The sequence below is a fragment of the Salinicoccus sesuvii genome, from assembly GCF_042648145.1.
In the GTDB taxonomy this organism is placed as follows: Bacteria; Bacillota; Bacilli; order Staphylococcales; family Salinicoccaceae; genus Salinicoccus; species Salinicoccus sesuvii.
In genome coordinates, this window is record NZ_JBHRWV010000002.1 from 267,174 (window position 1) to 284,776 (window position 17,603).

The window sequence follows — 17,603 nt, forward strand, 5'->3', positions numbered from 1 at the left end:
TTTTATTTTGTTTAAAAAGGAGAAGATATCATGGAGATGTCCAAAAAGTACGATCCAAAATCGGTAGAAAAAGGTAAATATGAAGAATGGGTGAGTGCAGGTTATTTCAAATCCGATGCATCGTCGGAAAAGCCGCCATTCTCCGTTGTCATTCCACCACCGAATGTGACCGGTAAACTACACCTCGGTCATGCATGGGATACAACATTACAAGATATCATCACGCGTATGAAACGTATGCAAGGATACGAAGTACTTTATCTGCCGGGTATGGATCATGCAGGCATTGCCACGCAGGCTAAAGTAGAAGCGCGTATGCGCAAAGAAGGTCTCTCCCGTCATGACATTGGACGCGAAAAGTTTCTTGAGCAGGCATGGGATTGGAAAGAGGAGTATGCTGATTTCATCCGTAGCCAGTGGAAGCAGATTGGTCTCGGTCTGGATTACGATAAGGAACGCTTTACACTCGATGAAGGTCTATCGAAAGCGGTGAGAAAAGTCTTTGTCGACATGTACAACAAAGACCTGATATACCGCGGTGAGTATATCATCAACTGGGATCCTGAAACGCGGACTGCTTTGAGCGATATAGAAGTTATCCATAAAGAGATTGAGGGCAATTTTTATCATGTCAGATACCCATTGGCAGACGGCAATCATCTGGAAGTCGCGACAACACGCCCTGAGACGATGCTCGGAGATACTGCGATTGTTGTTCATCCTGATGATGAACGCTACAAGCAGTACATCGGTAAAACCGTTACACTCCCGATTATGGAGCGTGAGTTACCGATCATTTCCGATCCGTACGTTGATATGACATTTGGTACAGGTGTTATGAAAGTCACACCAGCACACGACCCGAATGACTTTGTTCTCGGTGAACGCCATGACCTTGAGCGTATCAATGTAATGAATGAAGATGGTTCGATGAACGACTTGGCTGGCAAGTATGCTGGTATGGATCGTTTTGAGTGTCGTAAGGCACTGGTCAAAGATCTTGAGTCAGGCGGATATCTGATTAAAGTGGAGCCACACGTCCACTCAGTCGGACACTCCGAACGTAGTGGTGCAGTGGTCGAACCTTACCTATCGACACAGTGGTTTGTAAAGATGGATGAATTAGCGAAGAAGAGTCTTGATAATCAGGACTCAGACAATGCAGTCAATTTCGTACCGGAACGGTTTGATTCGACTTTCCGTCGCTGGATGGGAGATATCCGCGACTGGGTCATCTCTCGCCAGCTCTGGTGGGGACACCAGATTCCAGCATGGTATCATAAGGAATCCGGTGAAATCTACGTTGGGATGGAAGCGCCGAGCGATGCTTCGGATTGGGTCCAGGACGAAGATGTTCTTGATACATGGTTCTCGAGTGCACTGTGGCCGTTCTCTACAATGGGCTGGCCGGACGAAACAGAAGACTTGAAAAAGTTCTTCCCGACAAACGTTCTGGTCACAGGGTACGATATCATCTTCTTCTGGGTTGCCAGAATGATTTTCTCATCTCTTGAGCATACGGGTGAGAAACCATTCGATGATGTGCTGCTCCACGGTCTGGTCAGGGATGAGCAGAACCGTAAGATGTCTAAATCTCTTGGTAATGGCGTCGATCCAATGGAGGTCATCGAGAAATATGGTGCAGATGCACTGAGGTATTTCCTCGCCACAGGCTCAACACCTGGGCAAGACCTCAGATACTCAGATGAAAAAGTGGAATCCATCTGGAACTTCATCAATAAGATCTGGAATGCATCAAGGTTCAGCATGATGAACATTGGAGAGAACTTCCACATGTCGGACATTGACCTTGAAGGTGAGAAATCACTCGCCGACGAGTGGATCCTGACGCGCTTGAACGAAACAATCGGTAATGTGACACAGTTATCTGAGCACTACGAGTTTGGTGAAGTGGGTCGTCTGCTCTACAATTTCATATGGGATGATTTCTGTGACTGGTATATTGAAATGGCTAAAGTACCGATGACTGAAGGTACTGAAGCGGAGAAGGCGATGACACGTTCTGTGCTCTTGCATACACTGGATAATATTCTAAAGATGTTGCATCCATTCATGCCATTTGTCACTGAAGAAATTTATCAATCAATTGAAGCGGATCGTTCAATCGTTACAAGTGAGTGGGCAAAAGCGCATACACATCTTAGCAATCCGACTTCTAAAGATGGTATGGCACTGCTCGTTGACATCATCAAATCTGTCCGTCAGACAAGAAATGAAGTAAATGCACCACTATCGAAACCGATAGATATATTCATCGAGGTAAAAGATGCAACGCGGCGTGAAATTATAGAAAAAAATCGTCACTATATCGATCGTTTCTGTAACCCGAGTACACTTGAAATCGCTTCTGAAATCTCGACCGAAGAGGATGTTAAGGCAGACGTAGTAAACGGTGCAACTGTTATTCTGCCATTATCTGGGCTGATTGACATGCAAGAAGAGATTGCCCGTCTTGAAAATGAACAAAAACGTCTGGATGGTGAATTGAAGCGTGTTGCTGGAAAGCTTGGTAATGAGCGTTTTGTTGCAAATGCACCGGCTGATGTAGTGGCAAAGGAAAAAGAGAAGCAGCTTGGCTATCAGGCTCAGTACAATGAAGTCAAGGAACGACTTGATAGTCTGAAAAGAAAGGGATAAGTATGAACTACCAAGAAGGATTGAATTGGATTCACGAAAGAATCAAGTTCGGCATCAAGCCCGGTGTCAAACGGATGGAATGGATGCTTGAACGCCTTGGTAATCCTGAGCGCAACATTAACGGTATCCATGTCGTTGGGACGAATGGCAAAGGTTCTACAGTGTCCTACATGAGAAATGCATTGAACCGCAACGATTATACGGTCGGTACCTTCACTTCTCCGTATATTGAGACATTCAATGAACGGATTTCAGTGGACGGTAAGCCAATATCGGATAATACGCTGATTGAACTGATTGAAATCGTCAAACCGACAAGTGAAGCAATGGAACTCGAAACGGACCTTGGCACCGCAACAGAATTTGAAATCATCACCATGATGATGTTCGTTTACTTTGGGGCGTTGAAGCCTGTAGACTATGTCATTGTTGAGGCGGGTCTTGGTGCCAGATATGACTCGACCAATGTATTCATGCCGGCTATGACGGTTTTGACAAGTATTGGACTTGACCACACGAGCATTCTCGGGGATACACTACTTGATATTACGAGGGATAAGAGCGGAGTCATCAAACCGGGTGTGCCTCTCGTCTTCAGCGTCAAGGACCAGACATCGCGTGAGTATATCTACAAAGTACTTGAGGATCAGCAAGCAAAAGGAATAGAGCTTGATCGAGATATTATTCTCATACCGCGCAATGGAGAGTTTCAGTTCCAATATGATCAATATGACTTCCAAGATATCAAGCTCAGCATGGTCGGCAGACATCAAAAGGAGAATGCAGCTCTAGCCATCGCTGCGCTCCTCGAACTGCATGAGCAGGGGAAGGCTGTACTTGACTGTAATAAGGTGATCCATGGTATAGAAGAAACGTCTTGGCCTGGGCGGATCGAGACTGTAAGCACTGATCCGCTTGTCATCCTTGACGGAGCGCATAATAGAGAGTCTATGGCGGCGCTTGTAGATACAATGAAAAGGCAGTACGGCGATAAGGAGATAACAGTACTCTTTTCAGCAATCGAAGGCAAGCCGCTTTCGGATATGATGCAAATACTCGGTGAAATTGCTGTGTCATTTAATGTGACTGATTTTGAATTCCCTAAAGCATTGCCGAAAGCGGAAATATTCGACAAGGTCGATCATCCTGAGAAATCTATGGTGACCGACTACCTTTCATTCATTGAGGCGTTCGAAGGAGATCTGTTACTTGTGACTGGCAGCCTCTATTTTATTAGCGAAATAAAGCAATACTACAACAAAAAAGATACTGAATCCTGATTTTCAGGACTCAGTATCTTTTTTGTTTTAGAAGGGACCGTATCCAATCCATAGGCTGATCACCATAAACGCACCGCCTGCAACCATCCACACGAGCATGACCGGCCACACGAAACGTAGCCATTTCTCGTAAGGTATATTCGCGATACTTAGTCCAGCCATAAGGATGGCGGATGTTGGGAACAGATAGTTTGCAAGTCCGTCTCCCATCTGGAAAGCCAGTACGACTGATTGACGGGGCACACCAACAATATCACCGATCGGTGCAAGTAGTGGTATTGTGGTTGCAGCCTGACCAGAACCAGAAGGGATAAAGAAATTGATGATAAACTGCGTAATGAACATTCCGATTGCGGCAACTGAAGCAGGCATTCCTTCGAGTACTACGCTGATCGAGAAGATAATTGTATCGATGATGCTGCCGTCTTCAAGGATGAGCAAGATGCATCGCGCAAGTCCGACGATCAGGGCACCGAATGTTACTTCTTTTGCACCTTTGATAAAATCTTCGGCAATTCCGTTTGGTGTATTGCCACCGATGAGGCCGGAGGCGATACCCATGGCCAAAAAGATTGCTGCAAGATCGGTTCCTGTTGACCATCCTTGGACGACACCATAAATAATCAGGCCGAATCCGCTGAAGATAATCAGCAGGACAAGTATGTGTTTTTTGGTCAGCTTTTTGAATTCGTACTTTTCATCTTGTGCATTTTTCTCAAGTGCATAGACATAGCTGTTATTGATATCTTGTTGAACCCGTCGCCCGTACCGGTAAACAAAGAATGATGCAATGGCGACGAATACTAGCTGTACGATGATTCTATAAAACATACCGGAGAATAGTGGCAACCCGGCAATTTCTTGTGCTACACCGACAGTGAAGATGTTCATGAAACCACCTGCAAAGCCGGCAGCTGCACCTAGGGCCACCATAGCCATGCCAGTCATGGCATCCATGCCGAGGGAGCGTGCGAGCATGATACCCATCGGAATGAAGATAAGTGTCGATTCGGCCATGCCGAAAGTGGCGCCGCCAAATGAAAAAATTAACATGGTGAGGGGAATCAATATGATTTCTCGGTTTCTTAGAAGAGAGACGACCTTGTTGATACCGGCCTCGATGGCACCTGTGCCGTTGATCATGCCGAATGCACCACCGATGATGAAAATGAGGAAGATGATGCCCGCGGCATCCGTCATACCTTCAGGAACACTGCGGAAAATTTCAGTCCAATGGACAGGCGTTTGTTCCGTGTACTGGAATGAAGTTTCATCAACAACAAGGGTGCCGTTTTCATTCTCGTACCTTTCATATTCTCCCGCAGGAATGATATAGCTCATAATCATCGCCAGGATGACGATGGCATATATCAGTACAAATGCATGAGGTATTTTTATGTACTTCATTTCAAATCTCCTTTCATGATATGTCTATTCAATTATACTTCAGTCATCGTTGATAACAACCGCGATTAACCAAATAATTGGAAAACTTAAAATAATATAGTCTTTTCATGTTCCGAAATATCTGTATAATAAAAATATCAAATCTTTAGGAGAGATATAAATGGATAGAGGAGAAACGAACGAAGAAACTGAATCACGTTTCAGATTCCCACATACTTATGCAATTCTATTGGCGGTTGTCATTATCGCTGCAGCGCTGAGTTATGTCATTCCGGCTGGAGAATTTGAGAGAGTGGAGATTGAAAATAGGACTGAGGTTGTACCAGGCAGCTATACAAATGTCGAGCAGAATCCTGTGTCATTCTTTGAGCTCTTCAAGTCAATTCCAACAGGGCTGATAGCTGGTGCGAATATTATTTTTTACATCTTCTTAGTAGGGGGCGCGTTCGGTATCATTAGAGCAACGGGTGCTATTGAAGCTGTAATTCAGCAGGTGATGATATCGGTCAAGGGCAGAGAAAAGTTGATGATTCCGGTTATTATGCTCGTTTTCTCAATTCTTGGCTTCACTACAGGAATGTCTGAAGAAGCAATCATATTCGTTCCGATAGGCATCGTATTGGCAACAGCACTGGGTTACGATGCAATTGTAGGGACAGCAATGGTGACCTTAGGTGCAGCTGCTGGTTTCATTGGAGGCATGCTTAATCCTTTCACAGTAGGTATTGCTCAACAAATTGCAGAACTGAGGTTATTTTCCGGTTGGGGATTTAGAAGTATAGTGTATCTGGTTGTGCTTGGGACGGGCATTGTTTATGTTATGCGCTATGCTAAAAAGGTACAGAAAGATCCGAAATCGAGTCTTGTATACGAAGAATCTAAAAAAGGAATGATCAACTTTACCGAAGACGTCATGGATTTTGAAAAGCTTAAGAAGCGTCATGTACTGATTCTTGTGACATTCGCCATCGGTATCATCGTTAACGTTTATGGCATTTTCAGATATGAGTGGTATCTTACAGAACTGTCGGCCAATTTCTTCCTGGTTGGTCTCGTTGCAGGGTTGATAGGGAGAATGAAGATTAATGATATATTTGATGCATTCATCGATGGCATGAAGCTTGTCGTCTACGGTGCCATCATCGTTGGTTTTGCTCGCGCTATCGTTGTTGTGCTGGAATCTGGCCTTATTATAGATTCGGTTATCAATGGAATGAGTAGTGTACTGGATTTTCTTCCAGCTTCCATAACAGCTCTTGGCATGCTGGTCATCCAGGTTGTCATTAATTTCTTCGTCCCATCCGGGTCAGGACAGGCCATGACAACCATGCCGATCATGACACCGATTGCAGACCTTCAGAATATACCGAGGCAGGTTGCGGTACTCGCTTACCAGTATGGAGATGGTATCACCAATACAATCATTCCAACATCTGCCTCACTGATGGGTGTACTGGCTGTATCCGGCATTCCTTATATTAAGTGGGTCCAGTTTGTCTGGAAAGTAACACTCTTGTGGCTGTTGATTGCCGCAGTTGCACTAGTTGTTGCGACAGTCATTGGTATTTCATAAAAAAAGTCGGACCATGTAAGGTCCGACTTTCTATTTATACGAGACATCGTTTTTATTTTCTTTTAAAGCGTCTCTGATTTCCCGTAGAAGAACAACTTGTTCATCTACGACTTCCTCTTCTTCTTTGACTAACCTGTTTCGGGTCAGCACATTGATTACTTTGACGAATACGAACACAGCAGCGCCGATAATGATGAAGTCGATGACTGCTTGGATGAATACACCATATGTAATGCCTCTATAAGCCCATTGTGAAGTAAAGTCGGTATTGCCAAAAATAAGGGCGATAGATGGCATGATGATATTTTCAACGAGTGCCGTCACAATTTTACTGAATGCTGCGCCAATTACAACTGCAACAGCCAAATCAATTACATTACCTCTCAGTATAAAGCTTTTGAATTCCTGCCACATTTTTCCGTTCCTCCTATAGTTATGTAATGGATATCAATCAGAATATCATACTATCGTCTCGTACGATACAATTCTTATCTTCGTTGTAATAATACTATTTAATTGTGAAATTGACTTATTATAAAGCCTCTAGAGTTCTTGGTGGATTTGCCAGACCAGGTGTAATATGCTAACATGAGTAATTGTTTTGTAGGGTCTATTACAAAAAGTAAATGTAGAGTAATTAAAAATTAAGGAGGAATATTGTGAACGAAAACAACAAGTCTAAATTAACACCTGTTTTTTGGATTGCACTTGCACTTGTATCTGCTCTCGTGTTGTACGGGGTTTTCTTTTCCAGCAATTTTGAAGAGGTGACCGGTCTTCTACAGAATTTCATAACGAACAACTTCAGTTGGTACTATGTGTCACTCACAACCCTGTTCATTGCATTCTGTTTGATTTTTGTACTTACACCAATGGGGCAAATTCGTCTAGGTAAACCGACGGAAAAACCTGAATTTAGCACTTTGTCATGGTTTGCCATGCTATTTAGTGCCGGTATGGGTATCGGTCTTGTATTCTGGGGTGCCGCTGAGCCACTCAGTCACTTCTTTACACCGCCGACTGCTGAACCTGGTACTGACGAAGCAATGAAAGAATCTCTTAGAAGATCTTTCTTCCACTGGGGCTTCCATGCTTGGGCAATATATGCTGTTGTAGGACTGGCACTTGCCTTTACACAGTTCAGACGTAACGAACCAGGTCTTATTTCAAGTACCTTAAAACCGATTCTCGGTAAACGTGTCGAAGGACCGCTCGGTACAGCCATCGATGTACTCGCAGTATTTGCTACTGTTGCTGGTGTCGCTACATCACTCGGACTCGGTGTTATGCAAATCAACGGTGGACTGAGCTATCTGTTTAACGTACCTAACAATATTTATATCCAATTGATCATCATTTCTATCATTACCGTATTATTCATGTACAGCTCATGGACTGGATTATCAAAAGGTATCCAGTATCTCAGTAACGCCAATATGGCATTGGCTGGGCTCGTAATGATTTTCACACTCGTCGCTGGACCAACTGTACTCATACTGAATATGTGGACAGATACATTCGGTGGCATGATCGGCACATTCGTACAGATGAGCTACGATGTAGCACCACTTAACCAGGACAAAAACGATTGGCTCGGAAGCTGGACAATCTACTACTGGGGCTGGTGGATGTCTTGGAGCCCATTCGTCGGAATCTTTATCGCCCGCGTCTCCCGTGGTCGTACCATCCGTGAATTTGTTCTCGCAGTTATGATTGCGCCAGCTGCTGTAAGTTTTGTATGGTTCAGTATATTTGGTGTAACAGCAATTAACATGGAAAGAACAATTGGTGGGTTTGGAGATCTTGCTACGGAAACAGTATTATTTGAAGTATTGAATAATCTGCCGTTCAGTCTAATCATCTCAATCGTAGCTGTTCTGTTGGTTGCCACTTTCTTCATTACTTCTGCTGACTCGGCGACCTTCGTTCTTGCTATGCAGACGACAAACGGCTCTCTGACGCCAACGACTAAAGTAAAATTGATATGGGGTGCCGCGCAAGTTCTAATTGCGGTTGTACTCCTGATGGGTGGTGGCTTGGATGCACTCCAAGCTGCGGCAATTATTTCTGCCTTCCCGTTCTCTGTCATTCTAATTCTTATGATGTTCGCTACTTACAAAGATGTTGCTAAGGAACAGCGATCATTGAACTTACTACTCGAACCAGATTATGAAGGTACAGAGTATGAAGAACTGATGGAAGAGCACGAGAAAGAGCAAGAAAAGTTAGAAGCAGAAAACAAAGATTAATATATAGTTATGAAAATGACCTGTAGGCATAAGTTTTACTTATTGCTATAGGTCATTTTTTTGTATCGCATATGTGACTGAATTATGGCGCGTTTCGTTTACATACCTATTGTAAAGATATACAATTAATAAGAACGGTCATATTGACTGGAATATTAATAGGGGGCTATTAAATGAGTCAGAATGTTAGTGAAGCGGCCAGAAAGTCGTTCAATCTGAATGGTAAAGACTATGACTACTATAGTTTGAAGACTTTGACCGAACGTGGCATGTCCGAAACGCACAAGTTGCCATACTCTGTAAGGGTTCTTCTCGAATCCGTATTGCGCCAGTACGATGGTAAGGTCATCAATGATGATCATATTGAGTCCTTGGCAACGTGGGATCAGGGTAATAACGATGGAAAAGAAGTACCATTCAAACCATCACGTGTTATTCTTCAGGATTTCACTGGAGTTCCAGCAGTTGTCGATCTAGCTTCTTTAAGGAAAGCAATGGACGATGTAGGGGGAGATGTACAGAAGATTAACCCTGAAGTACCTGTAGATCTCGTCATCGATCACTCTGTTCAGGTCGATGCCTACGGAAGTGATGATGCACTTAGACAGAATATGGAGCTTGAGTTCGAAAGAAACCAAGAGCGTTACGAGTTTCTGCACTGGGCAACAAAAGCATTCGACAATTATAAGGCCGTACCACCGGCAACAGGTATCGTGCACCAAGTCAACCTCGAGTACCTGGCTAACGTGGTCCATGTAAAAGAAGATGGCGATGCACTTGTTACATTCCCTGATACGCTTGTTGGAACGGATTCCCATACGACAATGATCAATGGTCTTGGCGTACTTGGGTGGGGTGTAGGTGGTATTGAAGCCGAAGCCGGAATGCTTGGCCAACCTTCCTATTTCCCAATTCCTAAGGTTGTCGGTGTGCGTATGACCAATGCGCTTCCTGAAGGCGCAACAGCAACAGATCTCGCACTTCGTGTGACGGAACTGCTCAGAAAACAAGGCGTTGTCGGTAAATTTGTTGAATTCTTCGGTCAGGGTGTAACGGAACTTCCACTTGCAGACCGTGCGACAATTGCCAATATGGCGCCTGAGTATGGTGCAACATGTGGTTTCTTCCCTGTTGATGATGAAACACTCGAATACATGAAACTGACAGGCCGCAGTGCTGAGCATTGTGATGTTGTGAAGACATACCTCAAAGAAAACGACATGTATTTCGACCCAGAAAATGAACCGGTATACAGTGAAGTTGTTGATCTTGATCTCTCTACTGTAGAACCATCCTTGGCTGGACCAAAGCGTCCGCAGGATTTGATCACGCTCTCAGATATGAAAGAAGAATATAGAAAGTCCGTTACAGCTGAAAGTGGTAATCATGGACATGGGCTTGACGCATCCGAATTTGATAAGACGACGACAGTCAATTTCAATGACGGAAAAGAAGTCGAGATGAAAACAGGTGACCTTGTCATTGCAGCCATTACATCATGTACCAACACGTCCAATCCATACGTTATGCTTGGAGCGGGTCTTGTCGCTAAGAAAGCAGTAGAAAAAGGACTTGAAGTACCGGCTTATGTAAAGACTTCACTCGCACCAGGTTCGAAAGTCGTTACCGGTTACCTAGATGAATCTGGACTGCAAGAATATCTTGATCAGCTCGGCTTCAACCTTGTCGGTTACGGCTGTACAACATGTATCGGAAACTCCGGTCCACTACTACCTGAAATCACGGAGGCAATTACGGAGAGCGACCTACTTGTAAGTTCTGTTCTTTCTGGTAACCGTAACTTTGAAGGTAGAATCCACCCGCTTGTCAAAGCAAACTATCTAGCATCTCCACCGCTTGTTGTAGCATATGCGTTGGCAGGTACAGTGGATATCGATCTGCGCAATGAGCCACTTGGTAAAGACAAAGAAGGCAATGATGTCTTCATGAAAGATATTTGGCCAACTACCCAGGAAGTCAAAGATGCTGTTATGGGTAACGTCAATCCGGAACTCTTTAGAAAAGAGTACGAGCAAGTATTCGATGCCAATGAAATCTGGAATAATATCGAAACAACAGATGCACCACTTTACGACTTTGATCCGGATTCCACGTATATCCAGAACCCATCATTCTTCCAGAACCTGTCTGCTGAAGCAGGTACAGTCGAATCATTAAATGGACTGCGTGTGCTCGGTAAGTTTGGCGACTCAGTTACAACTGACCACATCTCTCCAGCCGGTGCAATTGGTAAAGATACGCCCGCTGGTAAGTGGCTAATTGAACAAGGTGTATCACCGAGAGATTTTAACTCCTACGGTTCACGACGTGGTAACCACGAAGTCATGCTGCGCGGCACATTCGCTAACATCCGCATTCGTAACAAGATTGCAGATGGCAAAGAAGGCGGATTTACAACATACTGGCCGACTGGTGAAGTTATGAGTATCTATGATGCTGCTATGAAATACCAGCAGGATGGTACAGGTCTCGTTGTTCTTGCAGGTGACGACTACGGCATGGGATCAAGCCGTGACTGGGCTGCCAAGGGTACAAACCTTCTTGGTGTCAAAGCAGTTATTGCAGCAAGCTATGAGCGTATCCACCGCTCGAACCTTGTCATGATGGGTGTATTACCATTGCAGTTCGTTGATGGTGAAGACGCAGATGCTCTAGGGTTCGATGGCAGTGAAACATTTGATATCAAAGTTGATGAAAATGTTATGCCAGGTCACATTCTGGATGCTGTTGCGACGAATGATGCTGGAGAAAAGACAGAATTCAAAGTCAAAGCACGCTTTGATTCGGAAGTTGAAGTAGACTACTACCGTAATGGTGGTATCCTGCAACTCGTTCTCAGAAAGAAGCTTAAATCATAGAAATTTAAAAACAGCCCATCTCCATTTTAATGGAGGTGGGCTGTTTGCTATTTGCTATCGAATATAATCTCGTCTTTTTCCGAATCTATCACTAGCTCGGTGTCTTCAAAATACCAAAGATCGGATTCTTTGATGAAAACCTGAAGTCCCTCAAAGTCGTAGACTTTACTGTCGGAGGGGATGCGTTCTACGGTCATTGCTGGGGAAAATCCTTGTTTTAGTTGCGTTTCTCCACCATATCTTACATAGATATTCACGCCTTGGTCTTCATTTGGTTCCAGTTCTTTTTTCATCCAATCGAGTGCACGATCTGTAATTTCCAGCATTTTGATCATCCCTTCTGCTACATGAAAGTAATCTTGCTTTCTGTACCGTCCATTATACGTCTAATGTTAGATATATGTCTAACAACTATTACTACAGCGATTATGAATGAAAAGGCAATGAGCAGGGGATCTCTGAAGACCAGCGATAATATGAAAAAAAGAACCGCACTGACTATGCTGGAAAGAGAGACATACTTACTGAACTTTAATGTGACTAGAAACGCTGAAAGTAGCAAGATGAAGAGAATCGGATTATAGGCGAGTACTGCACCACCACTTGTTGCAACGGCTTTTCCACCTTTGAACTTTAGGAAGATCGAATATACATGACCAAGAGCGGCGACTAGTCCAGGAATGAAAATATGCATGTTCGGATCCAATAACATTGCAGCAACTACTGGAATTGCACCTTTGAGCATGTCACAAATCAGAACGACAATACCCGCCTTCTTCCCAAGAATCCTGAAAGTATTGGTAGTTCCGATGTTGCCGCTGCCATGCTGCCGTATATCAATTTTATAAAACCATTTACCAATAAGCAGACTAAAAGGCACGGATCCTAAAAGATAGCTCAACACCAGGAGTATTATGATCATTTCCATTTTAAAACTCCTTTATTATCAGGTACTAACAGTTTACCATAAACGTCGAATAAGGTATAACAATAATTAGTTTACATAATAAAGTTATAGTAAACTAATTATTGTGCAGAGCGATTAATGGTTGCAATAAGCGAGGTTTTGTATAAAAATAGAACATGAGATAAAAATAACGAACATATGTTTGTGGGAGGATGTCAGATTTGGCAGGACAGAATACTTATAATGATGATTCAATTCAAATACTGGAAGGTCTGGATGCCGTAAGGAAGAGACCAGGGATGTACATCGGTTCAACCGATCATAGGGGGCTCCATCATCTGGTATACGAAATTACCGACAACTCGGTGGATGAAGTCATCAATGGCTATGGGGATGAGATTAGTATCACAATCAATGCGGACGAAAGCGTCACAGTCCGAGACAATGGACGGGGCATGCCAGTTGGTATGCATACTTCTGGAAAACCGACACCCGAAGTGATATTTACTGTGCTGCATGCAGGGGGTAAATTCGGTGCTGGTGGATATAAAACTTCCGGTGGACTGCACGGTGTAGGTGCATCCGTAGTCAACGCTCTGAGTGAATGGGTGAAGATCCGGATTTTCCGGGACGGAAAAATACATGAAATGTCTTTCAAAGAAGGCGGTAAACTTGATCGTCCACTTGAAGTGACGGGTAAGACAAAGGAAACAGGCACCGAAGTGACCTTCCGACCGGACGGCGAAATTTTCAAATCCGGTACAGTCTTCAACTTCGAGACTATTATGGAGCGTATGCGAGAATCGGCTTTTCTCCAGAAAGGGTTAAAAATATCCATTATTGATAAACGTCCGGAAGAACCACTTGAAGAAAATTTCAAGTATGACGATGGACTAAAAGCTTTTATCAATTTCCTCAATGAAGGTAAGGATGCGATCGGCGATGTTGTCATGTTCTCCGGTGAATATAATGATATTCAGGCGGAAGTAAGCTTCCAGTATAACGATCAGTATACTGAGACACTGATTTCCTTTGTCAATAATGTGCGTACGAGGGACGGTGGTACCCATGAAGTCGGCTTCAAGACTGGTTTCACTCGAGTTTTCAACGAGTATGCACGTAAGATCAACGAATTGAAAGAAAAGGACAAGAATCTTGAAGGTAATGATATTCGTGAAGGTCTGACGGCAGTCATTTCAGTAAAGATCCCTGAGAATCTGCTGCAGTTCGAGGGGCAGACAAAGAGTAAACTGGGTACCAGTGAAGCGCGTAATGTTATGGAGTCGCTGATGAGCGAGCATCTTCCGTATTTTCTTGAAGAAAACGGTCCGCTCAGTACTCAACTCGTCAAAAAAGCACTCAAAGCAAGGAACGTCAGAGAGACAGCAAGGAAAGCGCGTGAAGAAGCGAGAAACGGCAAAAAACGTCGTAAAGATACACTGCTATCCGGCAAACTGACACCTGCTCAGAGCCGCAATTCCAAAAAGAATGAATTGTACCTGGTCGAGGGCGACTCAGCAGGGGGGTCGGCGAAGCAAGGGCGTGACAGAAGATTTCAGGCGATTTTGCCACTGCGCGGTAAGGTAATCAACACGGAGAAGGCAAGGTTTGAGGATATTTTCAAAAATGAAGAAATCAATACCATCATTCATACCATCGGTGCCGGGGTCGGTAATGAATTCAATGTAGAAGATTCAAACTACGATAAGATTGTCATTATGACTGATGCTGATACGGATGGTGCACATATTCAAGTGCTACTCCTGACATTCTTTTTCAATTATATGCGTCCACTGTTTGATGCTGGCAAGATCTATATTGCAATGCCACCACTTTTCCAGTTGAAGTCACGCGGCAAAAAGAAGGCCGATGTGAGATATGTGTGGACAGAAGACGAATTGATACAGGCACAAAATGAAATGGGTAAAAATATCGATCTGCAGCGTTACAAGGGATTGGGTGAGATGATGCCGGACCAGTTGTGGGAAACGACGATGGATCCTGAAACACGGACACTGATTCGGGTGCAGGTGGAAGACGAGGCACTGTCACTAAAACGTGTGACAACACTGATGGGCGATAATGTGCAGATGCGCAGAAAATGGATCGAATCCAACGTCAGCTTCACACTCGAGGAAGCCGATAGCATACTCGGTAAGGACGATGTCACAAAATCAGGAGAAAGTGGTGAAATGAATGACTGAACAAGTACAGCTGATGCAGCTTGAAGACGTCATCGGCGACCGTTTCGGCCGCTATAGTAAATATGTCATCCAAGATCGGGCTATTCCCGACGTCAGAGATGGTTTGAAGCCAGTGCAACGACGTATACTATACGCGATGTACAAAGAAGGCAACACATACGAGAAGAGCTTCAGAAAAAGTGCCAAAACAGTCGGGAATGTTATCGGTAACTACCACCCGCACGGGGATTCCAGTGTATATGAAGCAATGGTGCGTCTATCCCAAGAGTGGAAGATGCGTGAAGGACTCATTGATATTCACGGCAACAAAGGTAGTGTCGATGGGGATCCACCTGCTGCAATGCGTTACACAGAAGCGAGATTGTCTGAAATCTCAAATGAGATGCTCAGAGATATCAATAAAGGTACAGTTCAGTTCATTAACAACTTCGATGATACTGAAATGGAGCCGACAGTACTGCCGTCGAAATTCCCGAACTTGCTGGTCAATGGCTCGACGGGTATTTCTGCAGGTTACGCTACAGATATTCCGCCGCACAATCTCGGTGAGGTCATCGATGCCACACTGAAGGTGATTGATAAACCGAGTACGACTGTCGAAGAGCTGATGTCAGTTGTAAAAGGTCCTGACTTTCCGACTGGCGGTATTATCCAGGGTGTCGATCAAATCAAAAAAGCCTATGAGACCGGTCGCGGTAAGATCATCGTGCGCAGTAGGGTGCGAACTGAAGATACGCGGGGTGGCAAAACTCTGATCGTTATTGAAGAGTTGCCGTTTGAAGTGAATAAGGCGAACCTTGTCAAAAAGATGGATGAAATCCGCGCCGATCGTAACGTCGATGGCATACTGGAAGTCCGAGATGAGACCGATCGCGAAGGACTTCGCATCGTCGTCGAAGTGAAGAAGGAAGTAAATGTCGATGGTATCATCAACTACTTCTATAAGAAGACCGACCTGCAGGTTTCATACAATTTCAATATGGTAGCCATCAGTGATCGTGCACCCAAGCAGCTGGGACTAAAAGAGATACTGGCAAGCTATATTGACCACCAGAAAACCGTCATCCTCAACCGTTCCAATCATGAGCTATCGGAAGCGGAGCGCCGGATGCACATCATCGAAGGGCTGATGAAGGCTCTATCCATTCTGGATGAAGTCATTCGTGTCATCAGAGAGTCTGATAATAAGCGCAACGCCAAGGAGAACTTAGTTGAATCATTCAGTTTTACAGAAGCCCAAGCTGAAGCCATCGTCATGCTCCAGCTGTATCGTCTGACGAACACGGATATTGTTGAACTTGAAACTGAGCATAACGAGCTTGATTACACTATTAATCAGTTGCGTGAGATCCTATCCAACGAGAAACAGCTGCTTAAAGTAATTAAGAAGGAACTCAGGGATATACGGAAAAAGTATGCCACATCACGCAAAAGCAGTGTAGAGGAAGAAATACAGAATATCGAACTTGAAAAAGAAGTGTTAATTGCAAAAGAAGAAGTAGTCGTTTCATTAACTCGAGAAGGCTATGTGAAACGGACGAGCCAGAGAAGCTATAATGCCAGTACACCCGAAGAAATCGGGATGAAAGAGGACGATCAGGTACTGCTCGCCAGCCGAGCACATACACTTGAGCATATGCTTGTCTTTACAAACCAGGGTAACTACATGATTATTCCCGTTCATGAATTGCCGGATATACGCTGGAAGGATAATGGCCAGCATCTTTCAAACCGCTTCAGACTGGGAGCGAAGGAAATACCTGTAGCGGCTTTTGTCATTGAAGGCTATAGTGAGGAGATTTCCGTCGTGACGACAACTAGGCAGGGCCAGATTAAGAAGACTGAACTGAAAGCCTATGAAGCAAGCCGGATCAAGCGGCCGATATCAGGCATCAATCTCAAGAAAGATGATGTTGTAATCGGCGTCGAACTTGCTCATGCAGCAGCCGATGTACTGCTGGTTACAGAAAAAGGGCTCTCCCTTAGATATCCGTTATCTGAGGTCAATGGCACTGGTCTGAAGGCGCAAGGTGTCAGAGCGATACAGCTTAAATCGGATGATGCATTGGTGTTCTCCGGCCTCGTTACAAACGAGAAGTTTCTTGTCACTGTTACTCAGCGTGGAGCAGTGAAACGTACAGCCATCGATACATTTGAAGCTGGTGCACGGGCACAGGTCGGTCAAATGCTGCTTAAGGATATAAAATCGAAACCCCACCGTATAATCGGTGCGCGTCTCATCGAAAGCACCATAGGAATGACATTGTATTCGGCAAGTTCGAGTTTTGATCTTGATGCCAAATCCATTCGCGTCAGTGGCAAGTATGCCAATGGCTCCTTCGTAGTCGATGAGAATGCATTCGGTGAAGTGGAAGGTGTCGTTTTTGAAAATGTAGCACTTTATGGTGAGCAAAATTAATTTCTTCCATTCGTAGCATTTCCTTCA

The 17,603-nt window shown here is 44.2% G+C and carries 11 protein-coding genes; 7 read left to right on the forward strand and 4 right to left on the reverse strand.

Annotated features, from left to right (window positions below):
• Window positions 1-30: 30 nt before the first annotated feature.
• Both ACFOJ8_RS04060 and ACFOJ8_RS04065 read left to right on the forward strand, forming a co-directional pair.
• Entirely contained in the window at window positions 31-2,658 is a 2,628-nt protein-coding gene (locus ACFOJ8_RS04060) for a valine--tRNA ligase (RefSeq protein WP_380653639.1), read from the forward strand.
• A gap of 2 nt (window positions 2,659-2,660) precedes the next feature.
• Window positions 2,661-3,938, forward strand: coding sequence for a bifunctional folylpolyglutamate synthase/dihydrofolate synthase (locus ACFOJ8_RS04065; protein ID WP_380653642.1), 1,278 nt, complete (start codon window positions 2,661-2,663; stop codon window positions 3,936-3,938).
• A gap of 27 nt (window positions 3,939-3,965) precedes the next feature.
• Here the strand turns inward: ACFOJ8_RS04065 and ACFOJ8_RS04070 are convergent, their stop codons facing one another.
• Window positions 3,966-5,345, reverse strand: a complete 1,380-nt coding sequence (locus ACFOJ8_RS04070; RefSeq protein ID WP_380653645.1) for a YfcC family protein — start codon at window positions 5,343-5,345, stop codon at window positions 3,966-3,968.
• Window positions 5,346-5,505: 160 nt separating this feature from the next.
• On the opposite strand from ACFOJ8_RS04070, the gene ACFOJ8_RS04075 reads away from it, so the two are divergent.
• Window positions 5,506-6,918 (forward strand): YfcC family protein, encoded by a 1,413-nt coding sequence (locus ACFOJ8_RS04075; protein WP_380653648.1) that lies wholly within the window; start codon window positions 5,506-5,508, stop codon window positions 6,916-6,918.
• A 30-nt stretch (window positions 6,919-6,948) separates the two neighbouring features.
• Here the strand turns inward: ACFOJ8_RS04075 and mscL are convergent, their stop codons facing one another.
• The gene (gene mscL / locus ACFOJ8_RS04080) at window positions 6,949-7,332 is read right to left on the reverse strand and encodes a large conductance mechanosensitive channel protein MscL (protein ID WP_380653650.1); all 384 of its coding nucleotides are present in this window, start codon (window positions 7,330-7,332) and stop codon (window positions 6,949-6,951) included.
• Between the two features lie 245 nt (window positions 7,333-7,577).
• On the opposite strand from mscL, the gene ACFOJ8_RS04085 reads away from it, so the two are divergent.
• Window positions 7,578-9,167: a glycine betaine uptake BCCT transporter gene (locus ACFOJ8_RS04085; RefSeq protein WP_380653653.1), complete on the forward strand. Its 1,590-nt coding sequence runs from the start codon at window positions 7,578-7,580 to the stop codon at window positions 9,165-9,167.
• 173 nt (window positions 9,168-9,340) lie between these two features.
• Window positions 9,341-12,046, forward strand: a complete 2,706-nt coding sequence (acnA, locus tag ACFOJ8_RS04090) for an aconitate hydratase AcnA (protein ID WP_380653656.1) — start codon at window positions 9,341-9,343, stop codon at window positions 12,044-12,046.
• Window positions 12,047-12,093: 47 nt separating this feature from the next.
• Here the strand turns inward: acnA and ACFOJ8_RS04095 are convergent, their stop codons facing one another.
• The gene (locus ACFOJ8_RS04095; RefSeq protein WP_380653659.1) at window positions 12,094-12,372 is read right to left on the reverse strand and encodes a HesB/YadR/YfhF family protein; all 279 of its coding nucleotides are present in this window, start codon (window positions 12,370-12,372) and stop codon (window positions 12,094-12,096) included.
• 17 nt (window positions 12,373-12,389) lie between these two features.
• Complete coding sequence (gene plsY / locus ACFOJ8_RS04100) at window positions 12,390-12,974, reverse strand: glycerol-3-phosphate 1-O-acyltransferase PlsY (RefSeq protein WP_380653661.1); 585 nt, start codon at window positions 12,972-12,974, stop codon at window positions 12,390-12,392.
• Between the two features lie 200 nt (window positions 12,975-13,174).
• On the opposite strand from plsY, the gene parE reads away from it, so the two are divergent.
• Window positions 13,175-15,157 (forward strand): DNA topoisomerase IV subunit B, encoded by a 1,983-nt coding sequence (gene parE, locus ACFOJ8_RS04105; protein WP_380653664.1) that lies wholly within the window; start codon window positions 13,175-13,177, stop codon window positions 15,155-15,157.
• Complete coding sequence (gene parC, locus ACFOJ8_RS04110) at window positions 15,150-17,576, forward strand: DNA topoisomerase IV subunit A (protein WP_380653666.1); 2,427 nt, start codon at window positions 15,150-15,152, stop codon at window positions 17,574-17,576. Before parE ends, parC begins: the two co-directional genes overlap by 8 nt.
• The last annotated feature ends 27 nt before the right edge of the window (window positions 17,577-17,603 follow it).